Consider the following 14,222-nt stretch of genomic DNA (forward strand, 5'->3'; position numbering starts at 1 on the left):
AGGGGAATGGAGTTCGACTTCGCGACGCTGGCCCCGGCCGACCGCTACAAGCTGCTGATCCAGGTGGTGGTGCCGCGCCCCATCGCCCTGGTGACCGCGATCGACGCCGCGGGGCGGGTGAACGCCGCCCCGTACAGCTTCTTCAACGTGATGAGCCAGACGCCGCCGCTGGTGGTCCTGGGCATCGACGTGCGCAGCGACGGCTCGCCCAAGGATTCCGTGCAGTTCCCGCGCGAGAGCGGCGAGTTCGTCGTCAACATGGTGGACTTCGCCATGGCCGAGGCGATGAACGTCTGCGCCATCGACTTCCCGCCGGGCGAGAACGAGCTGGCGGCGGCGGGGCTGGCGACCCTGCCATCCACCAAGGTGGGCGCCCCCCGCATCGCGGCCGCCCCCGCCAGCCTGGAATGCCGCAAGGTCTCGCTGATCGAGGTCGGCCCGAACGGCCGCAGCATACTGGTAGGCGAGGTCGTCCATCTCCATATCCGCGACGATGCCATGGCCGATACGGAGCGCCTCTATGTCGACCCGGCCCGCCTCGACATCGTCGGGCGGCTGGGCGGGGCCGGATATGTCCGAACGACCGACCGGTTCGACATGAAGCGGATCTCCCACGCAGAATGGCTCGAGCGCCATGGATAAAGGCCAGGGATAAGGGGGACGGGATCAAGCTACCTGCTGCGTTTCGCCTGCCGCGCCTGGGCTGGGACGACGCGCGCCTGCCGTCCTTTGCGACCGCACTCCTGCATGGCAGCACCCTCCGCCTGGCGGTGACCGGGCTGAGCCGGGCCGGCAAGTCGGTCTTCATCACGGCGCTGGTCCATGACCTGCTGGCCTTTCCCCGGCTGCCGTCGCGGTTGCCGCTGTTCGGCGCGTTGGACGACCTGGCCGGCCGGGTGACCGGGGTGGAGGTGGCGCTGCCGGCGGTGGCGGAGATCCAGCCCTTCCCCTTCGACCGGAACCTGCGGGCGATGGCGGCCGACCCGCCGCGCTGGCCCGACGGCACGCGCGACGTGGCCGAGATCGCGGTCGACATCCGCTTCCGGCCGCGCGGCTTCCTGCATCGGCGCGACGCCGAGGCGACGCTGCGGGTCGTCATCGTCGACTATCCCGGGGAATGGCTGCTCGACCTGCCGATGCTGGACCGCGACTTCGCGGCCTGGTCGGCCGACATGCTGGCGATGGCGCGCCAGGGCCCGCGGGCGGCGGCCGCGGCCGACTGGCTGGCCTTCCTGGCCACCCATCCGCCGACGGCCACCCATGACGCGCTGGTGGCCGAACGCGCGCACGAACTCTACCGCGACTATCTCCTCGCCTGCCGCGATCTCGGCATGGCCTACCTGCAGCCCGGGCGGTTCCTGCAGCCGGGCGACTGGACCGATCCCGGGCTGCTGCATTTTTGCCCGCTGCCGCCGGGCGGCGGCCCGGGCTCGCTGGGGGCCGTCATGGCCGGCCGCTTCGAGGCCTACAAGCAGGCCGCGCGGGCGCGCTTCTTCGACCGCCACTTCCGCCGGTTCGACCGCCAGATCGTGCTGGTGGACGTGTTGCAGGCGCTCCATGCCGGGCCGGCGGCCTTCGGCGACACCACGCGCGCCCTGACCGAGATCGCGGGCGCCTTCCGCGTCGGCGGCGGGCTGCTCGCGCGCCTGTTCGGGTCGCGGATCGGCCGCGTGCTCTATGCCGCGACCAAGGCCGATCATGTGCCGGCCATGCAGCGCGAGCATCTCCGCCAGTTGCTGGCCAACGTGCTGCGGGCGCCGATCCTGGATGCGGATACCCGCGGCGCCGACACCGCCGCCATGGCGATCGCCTCGGTGCGCTGCACCGTGGAGGACGAGGCCGTTCTCGACGGCCGGCCGACCCCGGTCGTGCGCGGCGTGCCGCTGACCGGCTTCCGCCAGGTGAAGTTCTTTGCCGGCACCATCCCGATCAAGCCGCCGCCGCCGGACGACCGGTTCTGGAGCCGGCCGTTCTTTGCCATGCCCCGTTTCCAGCCGCCCCGCCTCGACCCCGACGTGAACGCCGGCATCGGCCATGTCGGCCTCGACGAGGCGCTCGACTTCCTGCTCGCGGATCGCCTGCGATGACCAATCAGCCCCCCTGGCAGCGTTCCCCGCACGAGGATGCCCCGCCGCTCGGACCGATCCTGATCGAGACCGCCGACGAGGGGCGGATCGCCGACCTGCCGCCCGATCCGCTGCCGGCCATGTTGCCCGAGCCGGCGCGCGCCCGCCGGTCGCCGCTGCGTACCGGCCTCTGGGGCATCGGCATCCTCGTGGCCGGGCTGCTGGCACTCGACATCGCGGGCTTCGTGGTCGACCAGTTCGGCCGCGATCCGGCGCTCGGCTGGGCCACGGTCGCCGTCGCTGCCACGGGCATCGGCGCGGTGCTGGCCTGGATCGTGGCCGAGTACCGCCAGCTTCGCCGGCTGCGCCACCTCCCGGAGGTGCAGGCCCATTTCGTCGCCGCCGGCGTAGAGGGCCAGCCCCAGGCGGTCATCGTCGCCGCCCTGGAAGAGGCCGGCGCCGCCCTCGGCAATGGTGGCCCGGCCCGCGCGCGGATGGCGGTCTGGCGCCGGCAGGTGCAGCCGCACCACGGCAACGCCCAGGCAATCGAACTCTTCGAGCGGACCGTGCTGCGCCCGCTCGACCTGGAGGCGGAGCGCGCGACCTGGCGGGCGGTCGGCCAGGTCTTCGCCATCAACGTCGTCAGCCCCTCGGCGACCATCGACACCCTGGCCTTCGTCGCCCGCAGCCTGCGCCTGGTGCGCGAGGTGGCGGCGATCTATGGCCACCGCCCGGGGCTGGCGGCGACCCGGTTGCTGGTCGGGCGGATTCTGGTGAGTGCCAGCTTCGCCGGAACCGCCAATGCGGTCGCCCATTTCGGCACGCGCATGGTCGGCCACTGGATGGCGCGCTTCGCCGGCGACGCGGTGGCGAGCGGGCTGGCGGCCCAGCGTATGCAGCGCATCGGCCGGCTTGCCATGATCGTGTGCAGGCCCGTGCCGCTGAAGGCGGCAGATGCCCAGATTACGTCCACTTCCCCGTCGCCATCCAGCGCAGGACATATTCCCGGTGGCTGATGCCGAGCTGCTCGGCCCGCGCCATCTGGCGCATCAGCACCTCGCGTGGTGGGTTCTTCCAGGCCCGGCGGTGGGCCTTGCGCCAGCACACCAGCTTCCAGTCGGGCATGGCATCCATCGGCGGGCCATTGTTGTGGCCGATGCCGACGGGCTGGTTGGCAACTTTGCTGGCGGAGGACATGGCGCTTCCTGACTAGCCTGGCGATTTTCCCACGCAAGAGCCGTTCCCGGCTGGCGGCGCCGGACAGGCCGGCTATGATCCGGCCGCAGCAACCGGAGGGCCGCCCTTGACCCAGCGCATCCTGGTCATCAACCCCAACAGCACGGCCGCCGTCACCAGCGGCATCGACCAGGCGATGGCGCCGCTGCGGCTCGAAGGCGGCCCGCGCATCGACTGCGCCACCCTGGCCGAAGGGCCGCCCGGCATCCAGAGCCAGCGCGACGTCGACCATGTCGTGCCGCCGCTCTGCCGCCTGATCGAGCGCGAGCACAACGCGACCGACGCCTTCGTCATCGCCTGCTTCTCCGACCCCGGCCTGCACTCGGCGCGCGAGACCACCGACCGGCCGGTGTTCGGCATCATGGAGGCGGGGCTGACGACGGCCCTCAACCTCGGCAACTCCATCGGCATCATCGCCATCCTGCCGACCTCGGTCGCGCGCCACCTGCGCTTCGTGCGCGCAATGGGCCTGTCGCAGCGGGTGGCGGGCGACCGTGCCGTCGGCCTCAACGTCGTCGAATTGTCGGACGAGGCCCGCACCTACGGCCGGCTGGTCGAGACCGGGCGGGCGCTGCGCGACCAGGACGGCGCCGACGTCATCGTCATGGGTTGCGCCGGGATGGCCCGCTATCGCGAGCGGATGGAGGACGCGCTGGGCGTGGCCGTCATCGACCCCAGCCAGGCCGCCGCCTCCATGGCGATCGGCGCCATTCGCCTCGGCTATCGCACGGGCCGCCGCAGCGCGGCCTGACCCAACAAGAATCCGCCAAAGGGAGAACCCGCCGCCATGAACCAGATCGACCTGAAGGGCCGCCGCGCGGTCATCACCGGCGGTGCCCGCGGCATCGGCCTTGCCATAGCCGAGCGGCTGGTCGCCAGCGGTGCCGCCGTCGCCCTGTGGGACCGGGACCTGGCCGCCGCCAACGCGGCCGCAACCGCGCTCGGCGCGACCGGCAAGGCGATGGCGGTTGCCGTCGACCAGACCGAGGATGGCGAGGTGGCCGACGCCACGGCGCGCACCGTGGCCGGCCTGGGCGGCATCGACATCCTGGTCAACAATGCCGGCATCACCGGCGGCAACCAGAAGGTGTGGGAATACTCGGTCGAGGAATGGCGCCAGGTGATCGACGTCAACCTCGTCGGGCCGTTCCTGTGCTGCCGCAACGTGGTGCCGGAGATGCTGAACGCGGGCTATGGCCGCATCGTCAACATCGCCTCGGTGGCTGGCCTGGACGGCAACCCCAACGCCTCGCACTACAGTGCGTCGAAGGCGGGCGTGATCTCGCTCACCAAGTCGCTCGGCAAGGAGCTGGCGGCGACCGGCATCCGCGTCAACGCCGTGGCCCCGGCCGCGGTCGAGACCGACATCTTCAAGCAGATGAGCCAGCAGCATATCGACTTCATGCTGTCGAAGATCCCGATGGCCCGCTTCGGCCGGGTGGAGGAGATCGCGGCCATGGTGGCGTGGCTCGCCTCGGAGGACTGCTCCTTTTCCACGGGTGCGGTGTTCGACATCACCGGCGGCCGCGCGACCTACTAGCGATGGATATTTGAGCAATAGGGCAGGGGAGGGCTGAGTATGGTGCTACCCATTATTCCTATCGCTTTATTTGGTATTTTTGGAAGCTCTGCAACAGGACTAGCCATCTATGCCATGGCAACAAAAAAACAAAAAGACGAATGGAACAAGATTATATCGAGGTGGCTCGGAATTCCCGTAGAAGAGGTAATTCGCCAACCCGCCAGGGCTAAGAAAGAGTGGTCTCGCCAGGTTCGAGAAGCAGCGATCACTTTATTTGAGCGTGATATAAATGATCTTACACAGGATGAAGTAACACGAGTCATCGAATATTTATCTCAGAGACAGCCTGCGACCATCGTTCAGCCGGTAAGACCGAAACCGCCGCGAAGAAGAAAAGAGGCATAGAATGCTGCAACTGCGCCCGGGCTGCGAATGCTGCGACCGCGACCTGCCGCCCGACAGCCGGGAGGCCCGCATCTGTTCGTTCGAGTGCACCTTCTGCCGCGACTGCACGGAGACGGTGCTCGGCGGGAAGTGCCCGAACTGCGGCGGCGAGCTGGTGGCCCGCCCGGTGCGGCCGGCCGACAAGCTGGCGAAGTTCCCGCCATCGGCCGAGCGTATCCATCGGCCCGAGCGGTGCGGCAGGACGGCATGACCGGCGCCGTGCGATGATTTCCGAAGCGGAGCTGGAGCGCACGAGCGGGCTGTTCGGCCGGGTGCGGGCGGTACTGATCGACGTCGACGGGGTGCTGATCGCGGGCGGCGTGGCGCTGCCGGGTGCGGCCGAGTTCCTGGCCGCACTGGGGCCGCGGGCCTTCATCGTGTCGAACAACTCGATCGACACGCCGGCCTCGATGACGGCGAAGTTCGCCCGCCAGGGCCTGATCGTCACGCCCGAGCACCTGTCGCTGGCGGGCGCGGTCATGATCGACACCATCGCGGTCGAGGCGCCGGCCGACCCGGTGTTTCTCGTGGCGGCACCCTCGCTGACCGCCTATGCGGCCGAGCGCGGCCTGCGCCTGACCGACGTGGAGGAGGAGGCGCGGATCCTGGCGCTCGCCCGCGACACCGAGCTGACCTATGCGCGGCTCTATCGCGCCGCCCGCGTGCTGCATGGCGGGGCTCGCTGGATCGTCGCCAACCCCGACCGCATCCACCCCGATACCGATGGCGGCCCGGTGCCGGAGACGGGCGCGCTGATGGCGGCCCTCAGCACCTGCGTGCCCGGCGCCCAGCCGCGCATCATCGGCAAGCCTGAGCCGTCCCTTTTCCTGGCGGCCATGGCGCTGGCCGGGGTCGGCCCGGGCGAGGCGGTGATGATCGGCGACAACCCGGACACGGACGGCGCCGGTGCCGCCGCCCTCGGCATTCCCACCATCATGGTCGGCCCGCGCGGCACGGTGGGCGGCGTCATCGACCTGTTGCCCGGCATCGCCCACCGGTGAGCGCCGGTGTCGCAAGCCGGGCGGTCATCGCGCCGGAATCGCCCTATCAGGCGTCGGTCGGAGAGTTGCTGCGGCGGTCGGATGCCTATTCGCGCTCGCTCTATCCGCCGGCCGCCAGCTACCTGATCGACGCCGACCAGTTGGCGCGGCCCAACGTCCGCTTCCTGGTGGCGCGGATCGACGGCAATGCGGTCGGCTGCGGCGCGGTCGTGCTGGGCGCCGACGGGGAAGGGGAACTGAAGCGCATCTTCGTGGCCGACGAGGCGCGCGGCCAGCGGCTGGGTGCGCGCCTTGTCGAGGCGCTAGAGGCGCTCGCGCGGGCGGAGGACGTCCGTTTGCTGCGGCTGGAGACGGGTCCCTACAGCCTGCCGGCGCTGGCGCTCTATCGCCGGCTCGGCTACCGCGAATGCGCGGCGTTCGGCGACTACCCGGACGACCCGCTGTCGGTCTTCATGGAAAAGAACCTGGTCTAGGAGGAAGCATGTATCGTGAACGGTTCCAGCTCGACGGCAAGGTGGCCGTCGTCACCGGCGGCGGCCGCGGCATCGGCCGGGCGATCGTCGAGGCGTTGCAGGAAGCCGGCGCCAAGGTCATCGTCGGCGACCTGGAGCCGCAGCCGGCGCCAGGTGTCGAGACCTTCAGCCTGGACGTGCGCGACCGCGCGCAAGTGGAGGCCGCCGCCGCCGACATCCTGGCCCGCCATGGCGCCGTCGACATCATGATCGCCAATGCCGGCATCGCCCGCGGCTCCAACGCCGAGGAGACCGCACCCGACGAGTGGCGTGCAGTAATGGACGTCAACCTCGACGGCGTGTGGTGGTCGTGCCAGGCGTTCGGCCGGGCCATGGTCGCCCGCGGCAGCGGCAGCATCGTGGCGCTCGGCTCCATGTCGGGCCTGATCGTCAACAAGCCGCAGCCCCAGGCCGCCTACAACGCGTCCAAGGCCGGCGTCCATGCGCTGGTGCGCTCGCTGGCGGCCGAATGGGCCAGCCGTGGCGTCCGCGTCAACGCCGTGGCGCCCGGCTATATCGGCACCGAGATGACCAAGGGCGGGCTGGCCAACGAGGACTGGAAGCGCACCTGGCTGGAGATGACGCCGATGGGCCGCGTTGGCGAGCCGAAAGAGATCGCCTCGGCCGTGCTGTTCCTGGCGAGCGACGCCGCCAGCTTCGTCACCGGCTCCATCCTGTCCGTCGACGGTGGCTACACCGCTTGGTGAAGCATCTCTCTTAGCCGCGCCTCCTGCTGCTGGAGATCCAGGAACAGGGCATAGCGGCAGTCGAAGAAGGACCGTAGCGCCCGGTCGGGCTCCACGACCCGGCCGCTGCGGACCATCGCCAGCCCGGCATCGGCCAAGGACGGATGCAGCCCCGCCGCCGCCGCGGCCACCGTCGCCGTGCCCAGCAGCACCCCGTCCTCCTGTTCCGGCAGTACCACGCGGCGCCCGGTGGCATCGGCATAGAGGCGCACCAGGACCGGGTTGGCCGCGTGGCCACCGGTCAGGTGCAGCGTGTCGATAGCGTAGCCGGCCCGGTCGAGGGCGTCGACGATCTGGCGCGTGCCGAGCGCGATGGCGAGTGCCGTCGCATAGTAGAGCCGGCACAGACCGTCGAACGAGGCGTCGAGCGACAGGCCGAAGATAGCCCCCCGCGCCTCGGGGTCGGCCAGCGGCGAGCGGTTGCCGTGGAAATCGGGCAGCACGGTCAGCGGCCCAAGCATCGCCGGTCCGTCGACGGCCAGCAGTTCGTCGATGCGCCGGCTGACCCGGTCGTGGCGATCGGGCCCCAGCCCGCGCCCTTCGGCATGCAGGTCCAGGACGTGGTCGAGCAATGCACCAGAGGCCGACTGGCCGCCCTCGTTCAGCCACAGACCGGGGACCATGGCGTCGAAATAGGGGCCCCACACGCCCGGCACGGGCCGCGCCTGCGGGGACACCGCCATGTGGCAGGTGGAGGTACCGGCGATCATCGCCAGTCGCCGGTCCAGCTCTGCGGCCGGCACGCCGCCCAGCACGCCGAGCCCGCCGGCATGGGCGTCGATCAGCCCGACACCGACGACGCAGGCGGTCGTCAGCCCCAGCGCCCCGGCCGCCGCTTCGGACAACGGCCCGGCGCCGGTGCCGATCGGCAGCGCGCGGTCGGGCAGGGCTGCCTTCTCCGGCAGGTCGGGCAACCCGACCAGTTCGAGGAAATCGGCCTGCCAGCCGGGCGCTTCATGGGCCAGGTAGGTCCATTTGCAGGTGACGGTGCAGGCCGAGACTGCGACCCGGCCGGTCGCCCGCCAGAGCAGGAAGTCCGCCAGGTCCAGCGCCTTTGCCATCCGCGCCCAGGCGGCCGGGGCATGGCGCTTCAGCCACAGCAGCTTGGGCAGTTCCATCTCGGGCGACATGACGCCGCCGACATGGTCCAGCACGCGGTGCCTGGTCAGGGTCATCTCGGCCGCTTCCGCGGTCGCCCGGTGATCCGCCCACATGATGACGTTCCAGCGATCCTCGCCGCCGGGCGACACGCCGACCGGCTGCCCGTCTCCGTCCAGGACGACCAGCGAGCAGGTGGCGTCGAAGGCCAGGCCCGCCACGCGGGCCGGATCGACCCCGGCCTCGGCCAGGGCGGCGCGCGCCGCCTGGCAGACCGACTGCCAGATCTCGGCCGAGGAATGCTCGGCCCAGTCGGTCGCCGGCCGGTGGACGGCGAAGGACCGGCTGGCGCGGGCCAGCAGGTGCCCTGCGCGATCGAAGATGCCGGCGCGGGCCGCGGTCGACCCGACGTCGACCGCCATCACGAGATCGCCCATGGCCTACAGCAGGAAGCGTGGCGAATTGTCGAGGAAGTCGTGGAAATGCACGACCGTCTGGTCCTGGTCGGCCAGCACCACGGCATAGGCCGGCGGCTCGTGGCTGCCCGGCACCTTGCCCGCGATCACCAGATCCAGCTCCACCTGGTGGCTCGTCGCGCGCATCGTGCTGAAGGGGATGCCGCGCCAGCTCCCGGCGATCGGCCGGTGCAGGTGGCCGAAGAAGAGGTGGCGGATGTTGGTCCGGCCGGACAGGACGCGGATATAGCCCTCGGCCTCGCGCAGCGAGATCTCGTCCATCCGCTTCAGCCCCACCGGGAAATGCGGGTGATGCTGGAAGAGATAGACCGGGCGGTCGCCGGCGGCATCCAGCGTGCGCTCCAGCCAGCCCAGCCGGCGCTCGCAGCAGATGCCCCAGGACACGCCGGGCTCGTTGGTGTCGACGCAGACGAAGAGGCCGGCCGCGGTCTCCAGCGTGAATTGGACGAAGCCCTCTGCGTCACGAGGCGCGTCCGGGAACTGCGCCTGGAAGTTGCCGCGATGGTCGTGGTTGCCGAGCAGCAGGTGATAGGGCAGGCGGAGCTGGCTCAGGCACTCGTGCAGGACCGTGTAGGCGGCCGGCTCGCCGCGATGGCAGAGGTCGCCGGTGAAGATGGCGAACTCGGCGTCGGCATGATTGCGGTTGATGTCGGCAATGCACAGGCGCAGCCGCTCGGCCGGGTCGAGCCCGTAGAGCAGTTCGCCCGAGGGCACGATGTGGGTGTCGGTGACGTGGATGAATTTCATCGGGCGGTCCACGAGGGTTCAGGGCCGGGACAAAGAAATGCGGAGAGGTGTCGCCACCTCTCCGCCAGTTGACCCCTGCTTGGCAAGGGCCCAGGGAGAAACGTCAGCCGATGCTCATTTCGGCACGAGCGCCTGCACGTCCTTCGACATGGAAGTGAGTGCCGTGCGCGGCGGGGTCGAGCCGTCGACCACGCTTTGCAGGTGGTCTTTGATGACGGCGATGATCTTCAGCCCGTTGTCGCCGGGGAAGGCGTACCAGGGCGTCATGTACTTCTGCTGCTTCAGGGAAGTCAGGTGGTTGGGCTTGGTCGCGTAGAAGGGCTTCAGGCGGTTCGGGTCGTCGGCCGGCAGGGAGTTGGGCGGCATGTAGCCGCTGCCCTTCACCATGATGGTGGCGCCGTCGGCACCGGAGATGAACTTCATGAAGGCCCAGGCGCCCTTCTGCTTCTCGGGCGTCGCGGCGAACATGAGGGCGGCCGCCCCGCCGGTCGGCAGCTTGCCGTCGGCGGCCGGCACCGGGAAGACGGCCGTGCGCCACTTGAACTTGCCGCCGACGCCGTCGTCGGCCACCCGCAGCAGCGAGGTCGATTCCGTCCAGATGCCGACCTTGCCGGCGAAGAAGCTCTGGCGGGCGGCCTCATGCGCCAGGTTGGGCATCTTGGCCTCGGTCACCATGCGGCCCATCAGGTCGATGGACTGCTGGCCGCCGGGGCCGTCGAAGGCGACCTTCTTCTCGTCGGCCGACATCATGGCGCCGCCATGCGAGAAGACGAGGCTCTGCCACATCCAGTTCCCGGTGATCGTCCAGGAGTGGTACATGCCGACCGTGTCGCTGCCGAGCGCCTGGATCTTCTTCGACAGGTCGAAGATGCCGTCCCAGGTGTTGGGGAAGTTCTCCGGGTCGGCGCCGGCCTTCCGCACCAGATCCTCGTTGAAATAGATGATCGGCGTCGAGACGGCGAAGGCCAACCCATACGGCTTCCCGTTGAAGGTGCCGAGCGCCATCATCGAGTCCGAGTAGCCCTGGCCCTTCCAGTCCTTCTCCTGGGCGATGAAGGGGCCGATGTCGACGGCGATGCCGCGATCGACGAACAGGCGCTGCAGGTTGATCGCCTGGAACGATACGTCGGGCAGTTGCTTGGTGATCGACTGCCGCAGGGCCGTCTGGGCCGCGTCCTCATATTCCTTGTAGGCCGGGCGGTAGAAGACCTCGTAATCGGGGTTCGCCTTCTCGAACTCCGCCTTGATGTCCTTGAACACGGGATCGAAGATGAAGCCCAGCGGGTACTGGACTTCGATCTTCGTCTTTTGGGCGAGAGCCGGTGAAACCAGGGCCAGGGTGGCCGCGGCAATGAGGCATGGCAGTTTCATGGCGTCCTCCTCCTTGTTGCAGGATCAGGTCTTCATACCTGTGAATGTTATCCCTTCGATGAACCTGCGCTGGGCAAAGAGGAATGCCGCGACCAATGGCAGGATCACGATGGTGGCAGCCGCCATCAGGGGGCCGTACTCGGTGCCCTGGTCGTTCAGGCGGAAGAAGGCGACGCCGAGCGGCGGGGTATAGAGTTCCTCGCTGCCGACCACGATCAGCGGCCAGAAATAATCGTTCCAGTGGGCCACGACCGAGAAGATGCCGAAGGCGATGAGGGCCGGCACGGCGGTCGGCAGCATGATGCGCCAGACGATGCCGAATTCCCCCAGCCCGTCGATGCGCGCGGCGTCGATCAGGTCGTTGGGCACGGTCATGAAGAACTGCCGCATCAGGAAGATGCCGAAGACCGATACGGCAAACGGCAGCACCAGGGCCGAGTAGCTGTCGAGCAGGCCCATCTTGTGGAAGAGGATGTAGATCGGGATCGCCGTCGCGTGGTGCGGGATCAGCAGGCACAGCAGGACGACCGCGAACAGCACGCCGCGGCCGCGGAAGCGCAGCTTGGCCAGGGCATAGGCGCAGGGCAGGTTCACCAGCACCTGCAATACGAAGATTGCCGCCGTGACGATGACGCCGTTGATGAGGAAGCGCATCATCGGCACCCGCGTCATCGCCATGCCGTAGTTCTCGACCACGGCCCAGCGGGTCGGCAGGAAATGCAGCTCCGCCACCAGGATCTCGGCCTGCGGCTTGAACGAGGTCAGCACCATCCAGGCGAATGGCGTGATCATCAGCAAGGCGCCGGTCATCAGCACGGCGTGGCGCAGGATCGCCCCCACGGGGCCGGGCGGGCGGGACCTCATGCGTAGTGGACCTTGCGATTGATGGCCCAGGTCTTCAGCAGCGACAGGGCCAGCACGAACAGCAGGAACACCACCGTGACGGCGGCGGCGTAGCCGGTGCGGAAGAACGAGAAGCCCTCCGAATACATGGTGTAGAGCAGCACCTCGGTCGCGCGATTGGGGCCGCCCTTGGTCATCACCTGCACGGTGTCGAAGACCTGGAACGAGCGGATGGCGGTGATGACGACGACGAAGAGCGTCACCGGCCCCAGCATCGGCCAGGTGACGGTGCGGAAGCGGTCGATGCCGGTCCGGGCACCATCGACGGCGGCTGCCTCGTACAGCTCGCCCGGGATGGCCGTCAGGCCGGCCATGAACAGCACCATGTTGAAGCCGACGCTCTGCCAGATGCCGATGCCGCACAGCGTGAAGAGGGCGGTGCGGCGATCCTGCAGCCAGTTGTAGCCCTCGATCCCGAACTCCCGCAGCGTCAGGTTGATCAGGCCAAGCGTCGGATGCAGCATGAATTCCCAGACGATGGCCATGGCGATCAGGGTCGCCATCACCGGCAGGAAATAGACCGCGCGATAGAAGGCGCGCAGCGACGTCCCGGCCTCGATCAGCAGCGCCGCGCCAAGCCCGAGCCCGACCGAGGTCGGCACGACGATGGCGACATAGAGCAGCGTGTTCTGGAGCGAGCGCTGGAACACCCGGTCGGCGAACATCTCCGAATAGTTGCCGAGGCCGACATAGCTGAGCGATGCAGCGCCGAGCTGGTAGTTGGTCAGCGACAGCAGCACGACCACGACGAGCGGCCCGATCAGGAACATGACCATCAGCGCCACGGCCGGCCCGGCCAGCGACAGGGCGGCCAGCGCCTCGCCCAGGCTGCGCCGGCGGCGGGCGGCCGAGAGGGCAGCGGCCTCAGCCATGACGGCGCATCCCGGCTGCGGCCAGGGGCGCGCGCAGGCGTTTGCCCGCCTGGTCGAAAATCAGCGTCTGCACTTCGCCGATGCGCATGGTCACGGGCTCGCCCACCGGGAAGCTGGCGATCTCGGCCGGGTCGTGGCGGATGACCACGGGGGCGTCGGCGCCAGCCAGCGCCACATGCAGGAACAGATCGGAGCCCAGGTTCTCGCGGTAGGTGAGGGTGCCGGCGAGACCCGGCGTACCGGATGCCCGCGTTACGGTCGCGGCCGCCGGCCGGAAGCCGACCTGGACCCCCGTGCCAGGGGAGACATGGCCGGCGAACGGCACCTCGACCCCCAGCACGTCGACCGAGCCGCGGCCGGTCGCCGTGCCGGGCAATATGTTGATCCGCGGGCTGCCGACGAAGCGGGCGACGCGGATGTCCTCGGGGTCTTCGTAGATCACCGACGGTGGCGCCACCTGCAGGGGCCGCCCGTCCATCATCACCACGACCTGGTCGGACATGGTCATGGCCTCGGCTTGGTCGTGCGTCACATAGATGAAGGTCGTGCGCAGGCTGCGATGGAGCTGGGCGATCTCCGCCCGCATGTGCACGCGCAGCTCGGCATCGAGGTTCGACAGCGGCTCGTCCATCAGAAAGACGCGCGGTTCGCGCACCATGGCGCGGCCGACGGCCACGCGTTGCTTCTGGCCACCTGACAACTGGCCCGGCTTGCGCGCCAATAGCGGCTCGATCTGCAAGGTCTCGGCGACGCGGCGGACGGCCTGGGCGATCTCGCGCTCGGTCTGGCCGACGCCCGGCAGCATGCGGCCGACGATCGGCAGGCGGCGGGCGAAATCGAGCCTGCGCATGCGCAAGGGCAGGGCGATGTTGTCGAACACCGTCAGGTGCGGGTAGAGCGCGTAGGACTGGAAGACCATGGCGATGTCGCGCTGGTCGGGGCGCAGTCCGTCGACCGGGCGTCCGCCGATCGCGACGGAGCCGCCATCCTGCTGCTCCAGGCCCGCCACGATCCGCATCAGGGTCGACTTGCCGCAGCCGGACGGCCCCAGCACCGTCAGGAACGATCCGTCCGGGATGTCGAGGTCGACGCCGCGCAGCACCGGGGTGGCGCCGAAGCTCTTGGTCAGCCCGCGAATGGCGACGCTGCCGCGGCCGTCCTCCGTCGCGCGAGAAGCCGCTGTCGACCCGGCCGTCATGCCCTGGTGTCCAAGTCGTTTCCCCCACCC

Annotated in this window: 17 protein-coding genes; 10 read left to right on the top strand and 7 right to left on the bottom strand. The window is 69.4% G+C overall.

The genetic code is table 11. The annotated features are described in order from the left end of the window. The first annotated feature begins 6 nt into the window (after positions 1-6). Genes STVA_RS12205 through STVA_RS12215 form a run of 3 tightly spaced genes read left to right on the top strand, consistent with a single transcriptional unit; the run spans position 7 to position 3,082 of the window. Entirely contained in the window at positions 7-642 is a 636-nt protein-coding gene (locus STVA_RS12205; protein ID WP_123688217.1) for a flavin reductase family protein, read from the top strand. After that, complete coding sequence (locus STVA_RS12210; protein ID WP_123688218.1) at positions 621-2,087, top strand: YcjX family protein; 1,467 nt, start codon at positions 621-623, stop codon at positions 2,085-2,087. Before STVA_RS12205 ends, STVA_RS12210 begins: the two co-directional genes overlap by 22 nt. Continuing rightward, on the top strand, positions 2,084-3,082 hold the full coding sequence (locus tag STVA_RS12215) for a DUF697 domain-containing protein (protein ID WP_123688219.1): 999 nt from the start codon (positions 2,084-2,086) through the stop codon (positions 3,080-3,082). Before STVA_RS12210 ends, STVA_RS12215 begins: the two co-directional genes overlap by 4 nt. Here the strand turns inward: STVA_RS12215 and STVA_RS12220 are convergent. Beyond that, a complete protein-coding gene (locus STVA_RS12220) occupies positions 3,030-3,263 on the bottom strand; it encodes a hypothetical protein (protein ID WP_123688220.1) in 234 nt (77 codons plus the stop codon). The genes STVA_RS12215 and STVA_RS12220 overlap by 53 nt on opposite strands. Positions 3,264-3,369: 106 nt before the next feature. On the opposite strand from STVA_RS12220, the gene STVA_RS12225 reads away from it, so the two are divergent. The 7 genes from STVA_RS12225 to STVA_RS12255 are packed head-to-tail and all read left to right on the top strand — an operon-like array spanning position 3,370 to position 7,488. After that, positions 3,370-4,053, top strand: a complete 684-nt coding sequence (locus tag STVA_RS12225; protein WP_123688221.1) for an aspartate/glutamate racemase family protein — start codon at positions 3,370-3,372, stop codon at positions 4,051-4,053. A 36-nt stretch (positions 4,054-4,089) separates the two neighbouring features. Next, positions 4,090-4,842: an SDR family NAD(P)-dependent oxidoreductase gene (locus tag STVA_RS12230; RefSeq protein ID WP_123688222.1), complete on the top strand. Its 753-nt coding sequence runs from the start codon at positions 4,090-4,092 to the stop codon at positions 4,840-4,842. A gap of 39 nt (positions 4,843-4,881) precedes the next feature. Then, on the top strand, positions 4,882-5,229 hold the full coding sequence (locus tag STVA_RS12235; RefSeq protein ID WP_142235752.1) for a hypothetical protein: 348 nt from the start codon (positions 4,882-4,884) through the stop codon (positions 5,227-5,229). A gap of 1 nt (position 5,230) precedes the next feature. After that, positions 5,231-5,479, top strand: a complete 249-nt coding sequence (locus STVA_RS12240; protein ID WP_123688223.1) for a DUF1272 domain-containing protein — start codon at positions 5,231-5,233, stop codon at positions 5,477-5,479. Between the two features lie 13 nt (positions 5,480-5,492). After that, positions 5,493-6,269 carry an HAD-IIA family hydrolase gene (locus STVA_RS12245; protein WP_123688224.1) on the top strand — a complete coding sequence of 259 codons (777 nt, stop codon included), beginning with the start codon at positions 5,493-5,495 and terminating at the stop codon, positions 6,267-6,269. Continuing rightward, positions 6,266-6,742: a GNAT family N-acetyltransferase gene (locus STVA_RS12250; RefSeq protein WP_197735856.1), complete on the top strand. Its 477-nt coding sequence runs from the start codon at positions 6,266-6,268 to the stop codon at positions 6,740-6,742. Before STVA_RS12245 ends, STVA_RS12250 begins: the two co-directional genes overlap by 4 nt. Positions 6,743-6,750: 8 nt before the next feature. Continuing rightward, complete coding sequence (locus STVA_RS12255; protein ID WP_123688225.1) at positions 6,751-7,488, top strand: SDR family oxidoreductase; 738 nt, start codon at positions 6,751-6,753, stop codon at positions 7,486-7,488. Here STVA_RS12255 and STVA_RS12260 read toward each other — a convergent pair. The 6 genes from STVA_RS12260 to STVA_RS12285 form a co-directional block, all read right to left on the bottom strand. Beyond that, on the bottom strand, positions 7,473-9,047 hold the full coding sequence (locus STVA_RS12260) for an FGGY-family carbohydrate kinase (RefSeq protein ID WP_245978177.1): 1,575 nt from the start codon (positions 9,045-9,047) through the stop codon (positions 7,473-7,475). The genes STVA_RS12255 and STVA_RS12260 overlap by 16 nt on opposite strands. Before the next feature lie 18 nt (positions 9,048-9,065). Next, positions 9,066-9,848, bottom strand: coding sequence for a phosphodiesterase (locus STVA_RS12265; RefSeq protein WP_123688227.1), 783 nt, complete (start codon positions 9,846-9,848; stop codon positions 9,066-9,068). A gap of 114 nt (positions 9,849-9,962) precedes the next feature. Further along, entirely contained in the window at positions 9,963-11,219 is a 1,257-nt protein-coding gene (locus STVA_RS12270) for an ABC transporter substrate-binding protein (RefSeq protein WP_123688228.1), read from the bottom strand. Between the two features lie 24 nt (positions 11,220-11,243). Continuing rightward, positions 11,244-12,083, bottom strand: coding sequence for a carbohydrate ABC transporter permease (locus tag STVA_RS12275; RefSeq protein ID WP_245978178.1), 840 nt, complete (start codon positions 12,081-12,083; stop codon positions 11,244-11,246). Beyond that, positions 12,080-12,994, bottom strand: coding sequence for a carbohydrate ABC transporter permease (locus tag STVA_RS12280; protein WP_123688229.1), 915 nt, complete (start codon positions 12,992-12,994; stop codon positions 12,080-12,082). Before STVA_RS12280 ends, STVA_RS12275 begins: the two co-directional genes overlap by 4 nt. Then, positions 12,987-14,192, bottom strand: coding sequence for an ABC transporter ATP-binding protein (locus STVA_RS12285; protein WP_123688230.1), 1,206 nt, complete (start codon positions 14,190-14,192; stop codon positions 12,987-12,989). Before STVA_RS12285 ends, STVA_RS12280 begins: the two co-directional genes overlap by 8 nt. Positions 14,193-14,222: the final 30 nt, after the last annotated feature.

The organism is Stella humosa (assembly GCF_006738645.1).
In the GTDB taxonomy this organism is placed as follows: Bacteria; Pseudomonadota; Alphaproteobacteria; order ATCC43930; family Allostellaceae; genus Allostella; species Allostella humosa.